The organism is Streptomyces sp. NPDC110618, from assembly GCF_055657065.1.
In genome coordinates this window covers 645,611-659,551 of the sequence record NZ_JBVKBN010000002.1, presented here as the reverse complement: position 1 = coordinate 659,551, position 13,941 = coordinate 645,611, and the positions used below count along the sequence as shown (strand labels likewise).

Sequence of the window (13,941 nt, the reverse complement as noted above, 5' to 3'; positions counted from 1 at the left end):
GAGGTAAGTCATGCTGTTCCTTGACAGGTTCAGGGAATTGGCTGTGGATCTGGGCCGATCCCCGCGGCTGACCCCCCATCGGGCAATTGAAGAGTGGTCAGAATTTGTCGACGACTGCATGGAAGGCTACGAAGGTACTCTATTTGAATACTGGGACGACTTGTCCATTCGTAGTTTTCTTCAGCGTGTAATCGACGACTCGATGGTAAAAGAAGTGCCCGAACTGACGTGGTTCAAGTCGGAAGTTCAGCGAGTGGACGAAAAGTTTGCCAGCTTGTTGGCCCAAGGTTTCGAGGCGCGGGGTGGTCGTGGCTGGTGGGAGCGAAAAATCCCGCGCGTCGCTGGCCATGCAATGGCGGAGAACGTTAAGGAGCAGTACGGGTACGAAGTCGAAGTAATTTGATCAAGATTTCAGCTCGGTAGTCCGCTGGTCGACGTCGAGTCGAGCGTCGACCACAAGAGAGGTGCACCACCAAGGCATAACTCGGTGGTGCTCTCGGCGGTTTGACGCTGCGGCAACAGCAACACGGACGTACGACAAGGCACTTCCACGTACACCCACGTCTGGGCCCGGTGGATCAGACGGGTCTCGTGGCCTGGTCGCACGCAGGTCATCCCAGCCATCAAGACCCGGCCGAACCCTTGCCCACTACTTTGACGAGCGGCCTTCTCCCCTCCTTGACCAGGTGCGGCCCTTGCCGGGCTACAAGTCCTGCCCTGCTTCGTCCTCGAAGACGATCCACGCGCCCAGGAGCTGGGCCGCTCGACAGCCCCGTGGGCCGGGACCTGCAGTGACAGCCCAGCCGGTGCACCGCGACCCTTGTGGTTCCCCTGCTGCGCGGGAGTGGCTGACTAGCAGGGCAGGGCGGGGCGACGTGGTTTCAGGTTCACTTGTTCGGCCGCTGCCTGGTCGGTGTAGTGCTTCTCCTCGAACTCGATAGGGCTCAGGTAGCCGAGCCGCTTCTGCATGCTTGAGGCACAGTCGGATATGGGCGTAGACGCCGATGTGAGCGTGGCGAGGAGTTGCTTGATGACGACGAGGTCGACGCCCTGTTCCAGGAGCAGGGTCGCGGTCGAGTGCCGGAGATCGTGAAAGCGGATGCGGCGGAGCCCTGCCCGACTGAGGAGTCGGGCGAAGCGGCGGGTGAGATTGGTGAGGTCGAGGGCGGTGCCCGTCGAGGTGGGGAAGACCAGCCCGCTGCCCGTCCAGTTGGTTCTGGCGTCCTGGTGTTCTTCTTGCTGGCGTTCCCGGTGGCTCTTGAGGGAATGGACGCACTCGGTCGGAAGGGCGATGCGGCGGTACTGGTGGCTTCGTCGGCAGCGAGGGGTTCGAAGCGTCAGGCTGTGGGGACCGGTACGGGAGGCGTGGCCGTGGCCTGGTTTGGCGAGGCCTTGAAAGAGGGTTGCTGGAAGCGTCGTAACGGCGAGGTCAAAACTGGTGCGGACAACCGGTTTATGCATGATTACCCAGGGTGATGTGACCTGACCGACTGCATCTCGGCGTCGGATGTGTGGGCGAATCGTGTGCGTCACGGGGGAGCCCGGTGGTGCGGTTGAGGCACCCGCTACGGTAGGCCCGCCTCCGTCGATCGATTCGCGCCACCGGGAGTCGGACATGACCGAAACGCGTGCACCTGTCTTCGGGCTGGTCACGCCCGAGGACTGGTACCGGATCCCGCTGCTGCCGCAGGAGCGGCGGGAGGCGTCCGTCGCCGCGCTGATCAAGCGGCAGTTCGCCGGGGTCGACGATCAGCCCGTGTTGCGGCGCAAGGCCGAGGAGCAGTTGCTCGGGGCCGCGGAGGCGGGGGTCGAGCAGGGCGGGGTGGTGTTGTACCTGTCCTTCCTGGAGGCAGCGGGGATTCCGTTGTCCGCCTCCTTGCTTGTCACCCGTATTCACCGGGCCTTTGACAGTCTTGACGCCGTCGTCGCGCTCGCCGGGTCCGGGGAGGTGGAGCCGGTGAAGCTTCCCGCCGCCGGGGCCGCCGCTCGGTTGCGGCGCACGGAGCGGCCCAAGCAGTCGCGGAAGCTGGGAACCGAGTTCGACGACACGATCGTGGAGTACTTCGTGCCGGTACCGGACCGGGAGGAGGTGCTGCATCTGACCTTCAGCACCCCTCTGGAGCCCATCGCCGACGCCATGGTGCAGCTCTTCGACGCCGTGGCCGGAACGCTGCGCTGGCACCAGCCGACCGAGGGGAGTGCACAGTGAGCAAGAAACTCAAGGTCTCCACCGACGATCTGCGCACCGCGGGCACCGGGTTGCGTACCGTCGCCACCGAGCTCGAAGGGCTCGACAAGCTGATGGACCAGTACGACCGCAACACGGTCGGGCACGGGACGCTCTACGAGCGGCTCCAGGAGTTCTCCGACGGCTGGGACGACAACCGCAAGAAGATGATCGAGGAGATCAAGGGGCTCGGCACGCTCGCCCATGAGTCCGGCAAGGCCTATACCGAGCTGGACACCGCGCTCTACAACGCCCTCATCGGCAAAGGCAAGGGGAAGGCCAAGTGACCCGTCCCGCCGCCCATCGCTGGGAAGTGCTCGGGGAGAGCGGTGACCCGGTCCCCGGCGATCTGCACGACATGCAGGCGCTGGCCCGGCGCTTCACCGCCACCGCCAAGACCATCACCGACACCGCTGCCGCCCTGCGCCGTATCGGCAACCTGGAGAGCTGGGACTCCGAGGCCGGCCGCGCCTTCGCGGAGAAGGCCAACGACACCGCGAAGACGGTCAGCAAGGCGCACGACCGGTACGCCGACGCGGGCGCCGCGATCAAGGAGTACTGCACCACGCTGGAGTCGGTGCAGCAGGACGCCGACAAGCTGCTCACCCAGGCCGAGACCAAGGCCGGCGATCTCAGCAGCGCCAAGTCGCGGGCCGAGAACCCGCCCGAGGGGACCGACGAGGCCGGGCAGAAGAAGCTCGACAAGGCCGCGAAGGATCTGCAGGGCGACCTCGACGGGTTGCGTTCCCAGCTCGCCGACCTGAAGACGCGGCACAGGAAGGCGGGCGACACCGCCGCCAAGAAGATCCACGACACGACCGAGGGCGACGGGCTCAACGACTCCTGGCTGGACGACCTCCGGGACACGTTGAAGATCGTGGCCGACATCGCGGGGGCCATCGCCGCCGTGTGCGGGCTGCTTGCCCTCGTCGTCGGCTGGATACCCATCATCGGGCAGGCCCTCGCCGGTGTGCTCGGCACCATCGCGCTCATCGCGACAGCCGTCTCCCTGGTCTGCCATGTGCTGCTCGCCGTCAACGGCGACGGCTCCTGGGGCGATGTCGCCATGGACGTGCTGGGGCTCGCCACCTTCGGCATCGGGCGCGTCTTCTCCGCCGGCGCCAAGCTGGCCGCCACCGTCGGGCGCAGCCGGGTGTGGACGGCGGCCACTCAGTACGTACGGGCCTGGAACCCCAATCTCAACTCGGCCGCGCGCCGGGCGCTCGTGGAGTCCATGGTCGGCGCCCGGGCTGGGGCGCGGCCCGGTGCCGCCCTGCCGGACGTGTCGCTCGGCGCCGCCTTCCGGGGGCTGCCCCGCTCCTTCGCCGACGACCTCGGCACCATCCGCTCGAACTGGCGGGACCTGTTCAAGGTGGGCGACAACTTCTCCGCCGCGCGGGACGCCTACCAGACCGCCGGTGTGCGCGGTCTGGCGAGCATGTACGCCGGTCCCGGCATGGTCGACGAACTCGCCCGGATCAAGAACATCGACCCCGCCGATCTCAGTTTCATCGGCACCCCGGATGCCTTCAAGCAGGCCATCGCCTACAACTCCGTGTCCCTGGGCGCCACCGGTACCGGCGCCGGGTCCGACACCAAGAGCTTCGTCGGGCTGTTCGGCGGCGACCCGGAGATCGACGTCACCGGGCCCGACGCGTCGCTGGCGGGAGTGTGAGCGCGGGGATGGTGTCGCCGGACGACTGGCGGGAGTGCCGGGTCGATCTGCCCGCCGCGCACAACTGGCTGGTGCTGGACCTGCGGTGCGAGGACCCGGAGGAGTGGGCGCTGGGCCTGGCCGCGGAGCACCTGGGCGGTGAGACGGACGAACGGCTGCGTACGGCCTTCGCCGAGGACCTGCTCTGGTACTGGGGTGCCGCCGTGCGGCAGGGCGCGCTGTGCGCCTCGGTGCTGGCGCCGCGCAACGACGCGATCATCGCCTCGTACAGCGTCCGCGAACTGCGGGTGCCGCCCGAGTCCTTGAGCCTGGCCGCCTTCCGCGCGGAGGCGGAGCTGGCCGAAGGTCCTTACTTCGGCGGGGTGTTGGGCCTGACGGAGGTCGAACTCCCGCTGGGACCGGCCCTGCGCGTCCACCGCCAGGAGCCCACGGACCCGGAGTCCGACCGCGGTGTGGTCGTCGAGGGCGTCGCCCACTACGTCCTGCCCGTCCGGCACGCGACGGCGCTGGAGTGCCGGCTGCTGTGGACGTCACTCGGGCTCGGCGAGGAACTGACCAAGGTGGCCGACGAGTTGGCGGATTCACTCCGCCTTGCGTGAGACGGCCCTGGGCACGAACCGGCCCAGGCCGAGCCGCTCCCAGGGCACCATCACCAGCGGCATCCAGCTGAAGCCGACGGCGAAGACGGCGACAGTGGTGGTGAGGTCGCGGGGGAGGGCGTACCCGAGCTGGGCGGCGATCACGGCCACGACGAGCAGGTAGACGGCGAACACGACCAGGCCGAGGATCCTGCGCCCGGCGTCCCCGACCCCCGACCGTGACCCCGTTCCGAACAGGATCACCGGCACCCCGAGCCCGACGACCCCGCCGAGCCCGACGCAGCCGACGACGAGCGCGTGCTCCCCGTCCTCGGGCGCGAGGCCCGACAACGGCTCCAGCAGCCCGGCGACCGCCGCGAACGCCCCGCCCACCATCGCCGCCAGCGCCACGATCACGGCCCCGGCGAACAGTACATTTCCGACAGCCGACCGCTGCGCCTTGGGCGGCTCGGCCCTGAACTCGGCGGACATGGACTCTCCCGTTCCGGTGGGGTGGGCTAGAGGATATCGAGGGGTGGCGGGAGCGGAAGGGGGCGGTGCCGGTCAGGTGTCCACCGGGTGCCAGGTGCCCGTACGCGTTCCTCCATCAAGCCCCCACAACCAGTTCCCGTCCCTCATGGAACACTGGCACCACGTCGTGTCGGGGGAGAGGGTGGCGATGAGCAAGCGGCAGGTGCGGAAGATGCTGCGGCTGATGGCGAGCGGGGAACCGGTCGAGCTCAGCAGCCCCATGGCCTCGGTGAAGAAGCTCGCCCGACTCGCCTTCATCGCCCAGCAGTTCGGGTACGAGTACGCCGACGTCCGCCAGGGTGGCGGTCACAACAGCGCGCTGGTGATGCTGATCGTGCCCGACCACAGCCCCCAGGCCCGCGCCCGTGCCGCGCAGAACTGGGCGCAGTACCCCAATGCCGGTGACGGCGTCTCCCTGCCGCCGCTCGTCCCCGACGCCTTCGAACTGCTCAAGGCGCGTATCAACTTCGACCTCACCGGCAAGAACGCCGAGAAGCGGATGCTGCTCGGCGCGCTCGGCGGCACCCTCGGCTGTGTCGCCGTCGCCATGCGCTCCGCGCAGGGCGACATCGCGTGGATCATCGCGGGGGTGCTGTTCGTCCTGCTGATGGGCGCCCTCGGCATCGGTTTCGCCGTCAACCGCAGGCGCAACGCCAAGTTCGCCGCGCTGCTCCGGGCCGCCGGGTTCCAGCCGGTCAACGACGCCACCGGACGGCTGCGCTACTTCCCGGCGGGGGTGTACGTACCGGGGCAGGCGGCCCCGTACGCCCAGGGCCCCTACGGCGCGGGCGCCCCGGCCGCCGGTCCCTACGGCACGCCTCCGGCTCCGCAGCAGCCGTACGCCCCGCAGCAGCCGTACTCCCCGCCCCAGCCCTACGCGCCGCCCCCGTCCTACCCTCAGCAGAACCCCCTGCAGCACCCCCAGCAGAACCCCCACTGGCAGCCCCCGAGCCACTGATCCAACCGCCCCCCGCCCCGGGAACCTCTCATCCCCCCTCCCTCCAAGGTGAGAGCAAAGTTCCTTTCCGGTCACTCGGTGCCACAGGCAGGTAACGCGCCCTCCCTACCTTCGGGATCAGCCACTCCCTGGAGTACGACCTGAGCCCGGAGCCCCGTGGAGGCGTTATGACAGCCCCTAGCACTGCCCCCGCCGCGAGCAGGGGAGGACGTTGGATCGATCACTGGGATCCGGAGGACGAGACCTTCTGGGCCGAGAAGGGCGAGAAGATCGCCCGCCGCAACCTGCTCTTCTCCGTGCTCTCCGAGCACATCGGGTTCTCCATCTGGACCCTGTGGTCGGTCATGGTGCTCTTCATGGGACCGGAGTACGGCCTCACCCCGGCAGACAAGTTCACCATCGTCTCCATGGCGACCCTGGTCGGCGCCGTCGTCCGCATCCCCTACACCTTCGCGGTGGCCCTCTTCGGCGGCCGGAACTGGACGGTCGTCTCGGCGACGATGCTGCTCGCGCCGACCATCGCCGCGTTCGTGGTGATGGAGCCGGGGACGTCGTACACCACGTTCCTGCTGTGCGCGATGCTCGCCGGTGTCGGCGGCGGCAACTTCGCCTCCAGCATGACCAACATCAACGCCTTCTTCCCGCTCCGCAAGAAGGGCTGGGCGCTCGGCCTGAACGCCGGCGGCGGCAACATCGGTGTGCCCGTCGTGCAGCTGATCGGCCTCGCCGTGATCGGCGCCAGCGGCGGACCGCGGGTGCTGCTCGGGATCTACATCCCCTTCATCGTCGTCGCCGCGGTCCTCGCCGCCGTGTACATGGACAACATCTCGTCCGTGAAGAACGACACCGGCGCGGCCTGGGACGCGGTGAAGGAGGGGCACACCTGGATCATGTCCTTCCTCTACATCGGGACGTTCGGCTCGTTCATCGGCTACAGCTTCGCCTTCGGCCTGGTGCTGCAGACCCAGTTCGGCCGTACGCCGCTGCAGGCCGCGTACGTCACCTTCATCGGCCCGCTGCTGGGCTCGCTGATCCGGCCCGTGGGCGGTGCGCTCGCCGACCGGTTCGGCGGTGGGAGGATCACGCTGTGGAACTTCGTCGGCATGGCCGCCGCCACCGCGGTGATCATCGTGGCCTCGATGCGCGAGTCGCTGCCGCTGTTCACCGTCGCCTTCATCGCCCTGTTCGTGCTGACCGGGCTCGGCAACGGCTCCACGTACAAGATGATCCCGGGCATCTTCCACGCCAAGGCCCTGGCCAAGGGACTCTCGGGCGAGGAGGCCGCCGCGTACGGCCGCCGGCTGTCCGGTGCCTCGATGGGCCTCATCGGCGCGATCGGTGCGCTCGGCGGGCTCGGCATCAACCTGGCCTTCCGTCAGTCCTTCCTCTCGGTGGGCTCCGGTACCGGCGCCTTCGTCGCCTTCCTGATCGTCTACGGCGTCTGTTTCGTGGTCACTTGGGCCGTATACCTTCGCCGCCCGGCTGTCCGGAACGAGGCCCCGGCGGCCGCTTCGGAAGCGAAGCCGCAGCTCAGCTATGCCGAGGTGTGAGGCGTGTGACGTAACACTGCCGACATGAAGCCGATCCGAGCCTGTCACGCACCGTTGACAGGCTCGATCGGCATGGCGGGACCAACCCGGGCATGCGGGGGCGACCCGACATGTGACGACTTGAGTGCGGGACGAGACTATGTACGACGATCAGCACAAGCCCGGCCAAGGGCAGCACGGGCCGCTCGCGGGGTTCACCGTAGGGGTGACCGCCGCGCGCCGCGCCGATGAACTGGGGGCGCTGCTGCAGCGGCGCGGCGCCGCCGTCCTGCACGCACCCGCCCTGCGCATCGTGCCGCTCTCCGACGACGGTGAGCTGCTCGCGGCCACCAAGGAGATCGTGGACCAGGCGCCGGACGTGGTGGTCGCCACGACCGCGATCGGCTTCCGGGGCTGGATCGAGGCCGCCGACGGGTGGGGGCTCGGGGAGGAGCTGCTGGACCGGCTGCGCGGGGTGGAGCTGCTCGCGCGGGGTCCGAAGGTGAAGGGCGCGATCCGGGCCGCCGGGCTGACCGAGGACTGGTCGCCGTCGTCGGAGTCGATGGCGGAGGTGCTGGACCGGCTGCTGGAGGAGGGCATCGAGGGCCGCCGGATCGCGGTCCAGTTGCACGGTGAGCCACTGCCGGGGTTCATGGACGCGCTGCGGGCCGGGGGAGCGGAGCTGGTGGGCGTGCCGGTGTACCGGTGGATGCCGCCGGAGGACCTGAGTCCGGTGGACCGGCTGCTGGACGCGACGGTCTCGCGGGGCCTGGACGCGGTGACGTTCACCAGCGCCCCGGCGGCGGCCTCGCTGCTGACCCGGGCGGAGGAGCGCGGACTGCTCCCCGAACTCCTCGAAGCCCTCAACCACGACGTCCTTGCGGCCTGCGTCGGCCCGGTCACCGCTCTCCCCCTCCAGGCCCGCGGTATCGACACGGTCCAGCCCGAACGCTTCCGCCTCGGCCCTCTGGTGCAGCTCCTGTGCCAGGAACTCCCCGGGCGGGCGCGCTCCTTGCCGGTGGCCGGCCACCGGGTGGAGATCCGGGGCCACGCGGTCCTGGTCGACGGCGCCCTGCGCCCGGTCCCCCCGGCCGGCATGTCCCTCCTGCGCGCTCTCTCCCGCCGCCCCGGCTGGGTGGTGGCCCGCGCCGACCTGCTGCGCGCCCTGCCCGGCGCGGGCCGGGACGAACACGCGGTGGAGACGGCCATGGCCCGTCTGCGCTCGGCCCTCGGCACCCCCAAACTCATCCAAACCGTGGTCAAACGCGGCTACCGCCTGGCCCTGGACCCGGCCGCGGACTCCAAGTACGCGGACGCGTAGGTACTCCGTCCGGGTCCGCCGCACTCGTTGCCCCAGGCTTGCGGCCCTCGTTGCTCGCCCCCGCCGCCCCTTCCCGTCCCGTCTCTGGGGGCTGCGCCCCCAGACCTCCGCTTTCGGCCTGAACGGCCTCGTCCTCGGACACCGGACGGGCTGGGAGTGCGCGCGGCCCCCGCACCCCGGAACCGTCCTGCCCTACGAGGGGTTTCCGGTGGGCCCGTGGGCAGGCACTGTTAGAGGGGGCGGTTCGTTCGGGGCCGGTTCCGGGGTGATCCCTAGGCGGTGACAGGCACATGGCACTGGGTACGGCCACGGTCTCGTACGAGCTGCGCTTCGACACCGGACGCAGCTGTCTCGATCTGCTGGCGACCGGTCATCCCGTCGAACGGCTCTGCTCGGTCGAGGTGTTGCGGGCCTGGGTCACCGGGTCGGGGCTGGTGCCGCCCGGCACGCCGCTCGCGCACGCTGACGCCTCCTGGCTCGTGGACTTCCGCGAACTGCGCGGCCGTATCGACCTGTTGATCCGCGGCGCCCTGTTCTCCGAGGTCAGGAGCTGGGCGTCGTACGCCTCCGCACTCGCCCGGGTCAATGACATCGCGCGCACCGCGCCGCCCGCGCCGCGTGCGGTCCGGGTGCACGACGGCACGCTGGTACGGGAGTTGGAGGGGCCGCCGGAACGGGCCGCGCTGCTCGCCGCACTCGCCCGGGACGCGGTGGAGCTGCTGACGGATCCGTTCGCACGTGCCGGGCTCAGACAGTGCGAAGGGGACAACTGCCCCATCGTGTACCTCGACACCTCACGAGGACGCCGACGGCGCTGGTGCAGCAGTGAGGTGTGCGGCAACCGCGAAAGGGTTGCCCGGCATCGCCGGCGCGCCGCGCTCGCCCGCGCCTGACGGTCCCTTATGTCCCTTACGCGTCGCGGTGATCGACGTGATTTCGATTACATCTCGTTTACCCATCATTGGTACGTACCAACGGAGTTGATCGTTCCGTGATGGCGAAAATGTAAAGACATTGAGGGGGGAATGTGCCTCCGTGTCCCCTCCGTCATGTCACTCACAGGAAAACTGTCATCCCGCTTTGAACACACAACGGCCCCGGTCCGTACGGGTGGAGGAGCGACCGACTGGGGGAACCCCCGGACACCGGAGGTGGGCGTGCGCAAGGATGCGGCCGTGGCCAATGAACGTGGATCGAGGGCCCGACATCGCATGTCCCAGCCCTCGGTGGAACCTGACGAGGAGCTGATGCGTGCCCTGTACCGGGAGCACGCCGGACCCCTGCTTGCGTATGTCCTGCGCCTGGTCGCCGGTGACCGGCAGCGCGCCGAGGACGTCGTGCAGGAGACGCTCATCCGTGCCTGGAAGAACGCCGGCCAGCTCAATCGAGCGACCGGATCGGTACGCCCCTGGCTGGTGACGGTCGCACGCCGCATCGTCATCGACGGCCACCGCAGCCGGCAGGCCCGGCCGCAGGAGGTCGATCCGTCGCCGCTGGAGGTCATCCCCGCGGAGGACGAGATCGACAAGGCGCTGTGGTTGATGACGCTGTCGGACGCGCTCGACGACCTGACCCCCGCCCACCGCGAGGTGCTCGTCGAGACGTATTTCAAGGGGCGTACGGTCAATGAGGCGGCGGAAACCCTGGGTATACCCAGCGGCACCGTGCGCTCACGGGTGTTCTACGCCCTGCGGTCGATGAAGCTGGCGCTGGAGGAGCGGGGGGTGACGGCGTGATGAACACATACGGGGGGTACGGAGCAGGCGGTCCGGGTATGTCTGGCCCCATGCAGGGGACGCAGGGTGCTTCGGGCGCCAACGAGCACGAGACCGTGGGCGCCTATGCCCTCGGGATCCTCGACGACGCCGAAGCAACCGCTTTCGAGATGCACCTCGCCAGCTGCGAGTGGTGCGCCCAGCAGCTCGACGAGCTGGCCGGGATGGAGCCGATGCTGGCCGCCCTGGCGGACCTGCCGGGTTCCGGCACCCCCGCCATCGGCGAGTCGCTCTCGGCGAAGCCCAGCCCGAGACTGGTGCAGAACCTCGTCGACGAGGTCGCCGAGCGCCGGGCGATGACCCGGCGCCGCAGTTTCTACCTGGTCGCGGCCGCGGCGGCGCTGATCATCGGCGGCCCGGTCGCCGCGATCGCCACCACCGACAGCGGCAGCGGCACCAAGAACGAGGCGGCGGCCACCAGCCCCGCCAAGGCGGCCTTCGACACCATGTCCGAGAAGGTCACCGGCCGCGACGCCTCCACCAAGGTCACCGCGACCGTGGCGATGGAGGCCAAGCAGTGGGGCACCCACGCGGTGCTGGAGCTGAAGAACGTCACCGGTCCGGAGAAGTGCTCCCTGATCGCCGTCGGCAAGAACGGCGAGCGGGAGACCATCACCTCGTGGTCGGTCCCGAAGTGGGGCTACGGCATCCCGAACGCCCAGACCGAACAGGCCAAGCAACCGCTGTACGTCCACGGCGGGGCCGCGTTCACGCCCGAGGAGATCGAGCGCTTCGAGGTCATGACGTTCGACGGCAAGCGGCTGGTCGAGGTGGCTGTCTGAGGCCACACACAGCCGACGCATAGCCTCCAGGGGTCCCCTTCGCGTACGGTTGACGGCTGCCCAGCACGTCAGAAGGGGGCCCGGTGGCCGCTCAGGCTCAACAGGAAACCGCGGTCGGCGCGGTCCCGGACTCGGTCCGGGACCGCGAGATCAGCGTCGAACAGGAACACCTGGACCGGGTGTACCGGCGCCTTGAGGAGAAGATCCACGAGGCGGAGTTCCTCATGCTCGACGCGGCCAAGCTCGCCCAGGTCGGCACGCCCGGCGCGCTCGCCGAGCGGGACGCGCAGGTCTTCCGGGCGGGCGTCCACCTCAACCGGCTGAACAACGAGTACGAGGACTTCCTCTTCGGCCGGATCGACCTGCTGCTCGGCAAGGACGGCAAGAAGGGCCCGGACGGCGCGTACACCGCCGTCGAACCCGCCGAGGGCGCGGTACGCCCCGACAACACCGCCGACATCGCCGAGACCCTGCACATCGGACGGATCGGCGTCCTGGACGACGACTACACCCCGCTGGTCATCGACTGGCGGGCGCCGGCCGCCGCCCCCTTCTACCGCTCCACCCCGGTCGACCCCGGCCGGGTCGTCCGGCGCCGGGTCATCCGCTCCAAGGGGCGCCGGGTGCTCGGTGTCGAGGACGATCTGATGCGCCCCGAGCTGAAGGCGTTCCTCGACGGCGACGAACTGCCCGTGATCGGCGACGGCGCCCTGATGGCGGCCCTCGGACGGGCCCGCACCCACAGCATGCGGGACATCGTCGCCTCCATCCAGGCCGAGCAGGACCTGGTCATCCGCGCCCCCGCCGCCTCCGTCACCTACGTCGAGGGCGGCCCCGGCACCGGCAAGACCGCCGTCGCCCTGCACCGCGCCGCCTACCTGCTCTACCAGGACCGGCGCCGCTACGCGGGCGGCATCCTGATCGTCTCCCCGACCCCGCTGCTGGTGGCGTACACCGAGGGCGTGCTGCCCTCGCTCGGCGAGGAGGGCCAGGTCGCCATCCGGGCGCTCGGCTCCCTGGTCGACGGCGCCGAGGCCACGCTCTACGACTCCCCGGCCACGGCCCGCGCCAAGGGCTCGTACCGCATGCTCAAGGTGCTCCGGAAAGCCGCACGCGGAGCGCTGGAGCTGAACGATTCTCCGGCCCGGCTCCGGGTCGTCGCCTTCGGCCGGAGACTGGAGCTGGAGGCCGACGAGCTCGCCGCGATCCGCCGCACCGCCCTCAGCGGCACCGCACCGGTCAACCTGCTGCGCCCGCGCGCCCGCAAGCTGCTCCTGGACGCCCTGTGGGCCAAGTCGGGAGCCGCCGCCCGGCACACCGACCCCGAACTCGCCGCCGAGCTGCGCTCCTCCTTCGACGAGGACATCACGAGCGAGGACTCCTTCATCGAGTTCCTGGACGCCTGGTGGCCGGAGCTGACCCCGAAGGGCGTGCTCGCGGCGATGGCCGACGAGAAGCGCCTCGGCCGCTGGGCCCGGCGCGTCCTCAACCCGGGCGAGGTCCGCCGCGTCGCCCGCTCGCTGCGCCGGGACGGCTACTCGGTGCACGACATCGCCGCCCTCGACGAGCTCCAGGCGATCCTCGGCGCCCCGGCCCGCCCGAAGCGCAAGCGCGAACAGGATCCGCTGGACCAGCTCACCGGCCTGGAGGAGCTGATGCCGGTGCGTGAGGAGAGCCAGCGCGAGCGCGCCGAGCGGCTCGCGCAGGAGCGCGTCGAGTACGCCCATGTCATCGTCGACGAGGCTCAGGACCTCACCCCGATGCAGTGGCGCATGGTCGGCCGCCGCGGCCGGCACGCCACCTGGACGGTCGTCGGCGACCCGGCCCAGTCCTCCTGGTCCGACCCCGACGAGGCGGCCGAGGCCCGTGACGAGGCCCTCGGCACCCGCCCGCGCCGCCGCTTCGAGCTCACCGTGAACTACCGCAACCCCGCGGAGATCGCCGAGCTGGCCGCGAAGGTGCTGGCGCTGGCCATGCCCGGCTCCACGGCGCCCAAGGCGGTCCGCTCCACCGGGCTCCAGCCGCGCTTCAGCGTCGTGGGGGAGTCGCTGGGGCGGACCGTGCGCGAGGAGACCGCGCGGCTGCTGGAGCAGGTCGACGGCACGGTCGGCGTGGTCGTCGCCATGCAGCGCCGCGAGGAGGCCGCCCGCTGGCTCGCCGGACTCGGCGACCGGGCCGTCGCGCTCGGCTCCCTGGAGGCCAAGGGTCTGGAGTACGACGCCACGGTGGTCGTCTCGCCCGCGGAGATCGCCGACGAGTCCCCGGCCGGACTGCGCGTCCTCTACGTCGCCCTGACCCGCGCCACCCAGCAGCTGACCGTGGTCTCCGGCGGGCGCGACGAGCCGGACGCGGACGGCGTGCCGGATCTTCTGCGGGACTGATCGCCGGTTCGGGAATGGCCCCGGGGAGCGGTTTGTTAGCCTTGCTGTGACACCGGCCCGATCCAAGCCCCCGGGCCCAACCTTCGTCGCTTCGAGCGACCACTTGCCGCGAGGCGAGCATGGCGGGTCGGTGTCGCTCAACCTCCGAAGAGGCCCACGTCCCTGTGACGTGGGCCTCTTTTGG

13 protein-coding genes and 1 pseudogene are annotated in these 13,941 nt (G+C 69.9%); 12 read left to right on the top strand and 2 right to left on the bottom strand.

Features of this window, described 5'->3' with window-relative positions; translation table 11 throughout:
- Positions 1-10: 10 nt before the first annotated feature.
- Positions 11-403: a hypothetical protein gene (locus ACZ7L7_RS06235; RefSeq protein WP_472075059.1), complete on the top strand. Its 393-nt coding sequence runs from the start codon at positions 11-13 to the stop codon at positions 401-403.
- 567 nt (positions 404-970) lie between these two features.
- Here ACZ7L7_RS06235 and ACZ7L7_RS06230 read toward each other — a convergent pair.
- A pseudogene (locus tag ACZ7L7_RS06230) lies at positions 971-1,374 on the bottom strand (tyrosine-type recombinase/integrase); the annotation flags it as partial.
- A gap of 241 nt (positions 1,375-1,615) precedes the next feature.
- Between ACZ7L7_RS06230 and ACZ7L7_RS06225 the strand changes: the two are divergent.
- Genes ACZ7L7_RS06225 through ACZ7L7_RS06210 form a run of 4 tightly spaced genes read left to right on the top strand, consistent with a single transcriptional unit; the run spans position 1,616 to position 4,501 of the window.
- A complete protein-coding gene (locus ACZ7L7_RS06225) occupies positions 1,616-2,209 on the top strand; it encodes a hypothetical protein (RefSeq protein ID WP_472075057.1) in 594 nt (197 codons plus the stop codon).
- Positions 2,206-2,514: a hypothetical protein gene (locus ACZ7L7_RS06220; protein WP_250746689.1), complete on the top strand. Its 309-nt coding sequence runs from the start codon at positions 2,206-2,208 to the stop codon at positions 2,512-2,514. Before ACZ7L7_RS06225 ends, ACZ7L7_RS06220 begins: the two co-directional genes overlap by 4 nt.
- Complete coding sequence (locus tag ACZ7L7_RS06215; protein ID WP_472075056.1) at positions 2,511-3,902, top strand: hypothetical protein; 1,392 nt, start codon at positions 2,511-2,513, stop codon at positions 3,900-3,902. The genes ACZ7L7_RS06220 and ACZ7L7_RS06215 overlap by 4 nt, the downstream gene beginning before the upstream one ends.
- A gap of 8 nt (positions 3,903-3,910) precedes the next feature.
- Entirely contained in the window at positions 3,911-4,501 is a 591-nt protein-coding gene (locus ACZ7L7_RS06210; protein WP_250746685.1) for a hypothetical protein, read from the top strand.
- Here ACZ7L7_RS06210 and ACZ7L7_RS06205 read toward each other — a convergent pair.
- On the bottom strand, positions 4,484-4,972 hold the full coding sequence (locus ACZ7L7_RS06205; protein ID WP_472075055.1) for a hypothetical protein: 489 nt from the start codon (positions 4,970-4,972) through the stop codon (positions 4,484-4,486). The two genes, ACZ7L7_RS06210 and ACZ7L7_RS06205, sit on opposite strands and share 18 nt — an antisense overlap.
- Positions 4,973-5,159: 187 nt before the next feature.
- Here ACZ7L7_RS06205 and ACZ7L7_RS06200 point away from each other — a divergent pair, with 187 nt between their 5' ends.
- The 7 genes from ACZ7L7_RS06200 (at position 5,160) to ACZ7L7_RS06170 (ending at position 13,757) form a co-directional block, all read left to right on the top strand.
- Positions 5,160-5,969: a hypothetical protein gene (locus ACZ7L7_RS06200; RefSeq protein WP_472075053.1), complete on the top strand. Its 810-nt coding sequence runs from the start codon at positions 5,160-5,162 to the stop codon at positions 5,967-5,969.
- Between the two features lie 167 nt (positions 5,970-6,136).
- Entirely contained in the window at positions 6,137-7,519 is a 1,383-nt protein-coding gene (locus ACZ7L7_RS06195; protein ID WP_472075051.1) for an MFS transporter, read from the top strand.
- A 139-nt stretch (positions 7,520-7,658) separates the two neighbouring features.
- Entirely contained in the window at positions 7,659-8,819 is a 1,161-nt protein-coding gene (locus ACZ7L7_RS06190) for a uroporphyrinogen-III synthase (protein WP_285510785.1), read from the top strand.
- A 290-nt stretch (positions 8,820-9,109) separates the two neighbouring features.
- Positions 9,110-9,712, top strand: a complete 603-nt coding sequence (locus ACZ7L7_RS06185; RefSeq protein WP_472075049.1) for a CGNR zinc finger domain-containing protein — start codon at positions 9,110-9,112, stop codon at positions 9,710-9,712.
- Positions 9,713-9,970: 258 nt separating this feature from the next.
- Positions 9,971-10,555, top strand: coding sequence for a sigma-70 family RNA polymerase sigma factor (locus ACZ7L7_RS06180; RefSeq protein ID WP_078598885.1), 585 nt, complete (start codon positions 9,971-9,973; stop codon positions 10,553-10,555).
- A gap of 50 nt (positions 10,556-10,605) precedes the next feature.
- A complete protein-coding gene (locus tag ACZ7L7_RS06175; RefSeq protein WP_285510787.1) occupies positions 10,606-11,376 on the top strand; it encodes an anti-sigma factor family protein in 771 nt (256 codons plus the stop codon).
- An 83-nt stretch (positions 11,377-11,459) separates the two neighbouring features.
- A complete protein-coding gene (locus ACZ7L7_RS06170; RefSeq protein ID WP_285510788.1) occupies positions 11,460-13,757 on the top strand; it encodes a HelD family protein in 2,298 nt (765 codons plus the stop codon).
- The last annotated feature ends 184 nt before the right edge of the window (positions 13,758-13,941 follow it).

Excerpts from the sequence above, each read along its gene's own strand:
- ACZ7L7_RS06235 (WP_472075059.1), top strand. The coding sequence starts at position 11 with ATGCTGTTCCTTGACAGGTTCAGGGAATTGGCTGTGGATCTGGGCCGA.
- ACZ7L7_RS06225 (WP_472075057.1), top strand. The coding sequence starts at position 1,616 with ATGACCGAAACGCGTGCACCTGTCTTCGGGCTGGTCACGCCCGAGGAC.
- ACZ7L7_RS06175 (WP_285510787.1), top strand. The coding sequence starts at position 10,606 with ATGCAGGGGACGCAGGGTGCTTCGGGCGCCAACGAGCACGAGACCGTG.
- ACZ7L7_RS06185 (WP_472075049.1), top strand. The coding sequence starts at position 9,110 with ATGGCACTGGGTACGGCCACGGTCTCGTACGAGCTGCGCTTCGACACC.
- ACZ7L7_RS06205 (WP_472075055.1), bottom strand. The coding sequence starts at position 4,972 with ATGTCCGCCGAGTTCAGGGCCGAGCCGCCCAAGGCGCAGCGGTCGGCT.
- ACZ7L7_RS06195 (WP_472075051.1), top strand. The coding sequence starts at position 6,137 with ATGACAGCCCCTAGCACTGCCCCCGCCGCGAGCAGGGGAGGACGTTGG.
- ACZ7L7_RS06200 (WP_472075053.1), top strand. The coding sequence starts at position 5,160 with ATGAGCAAGCGGCAGGTGCGGAAGATGCTGCGGCTGATGGCGAGCGGG.
- ACZ7L7_RS06190 (WP_285510785.1), top strand. The coding sequence starts at position 7,659 with ATGTACGACGATCAGCACAAGCCCGGCCAAGGGCAGCACGGGCCGCTC.
- ACZ7L7_RS06210 (WP_250746685.1), top strand. The coding sequence starts at position 3,911 with ATGGTGTCGCCGGACGACTGGCGGGAGTGCCGGGTCGATCTGCCCGCC.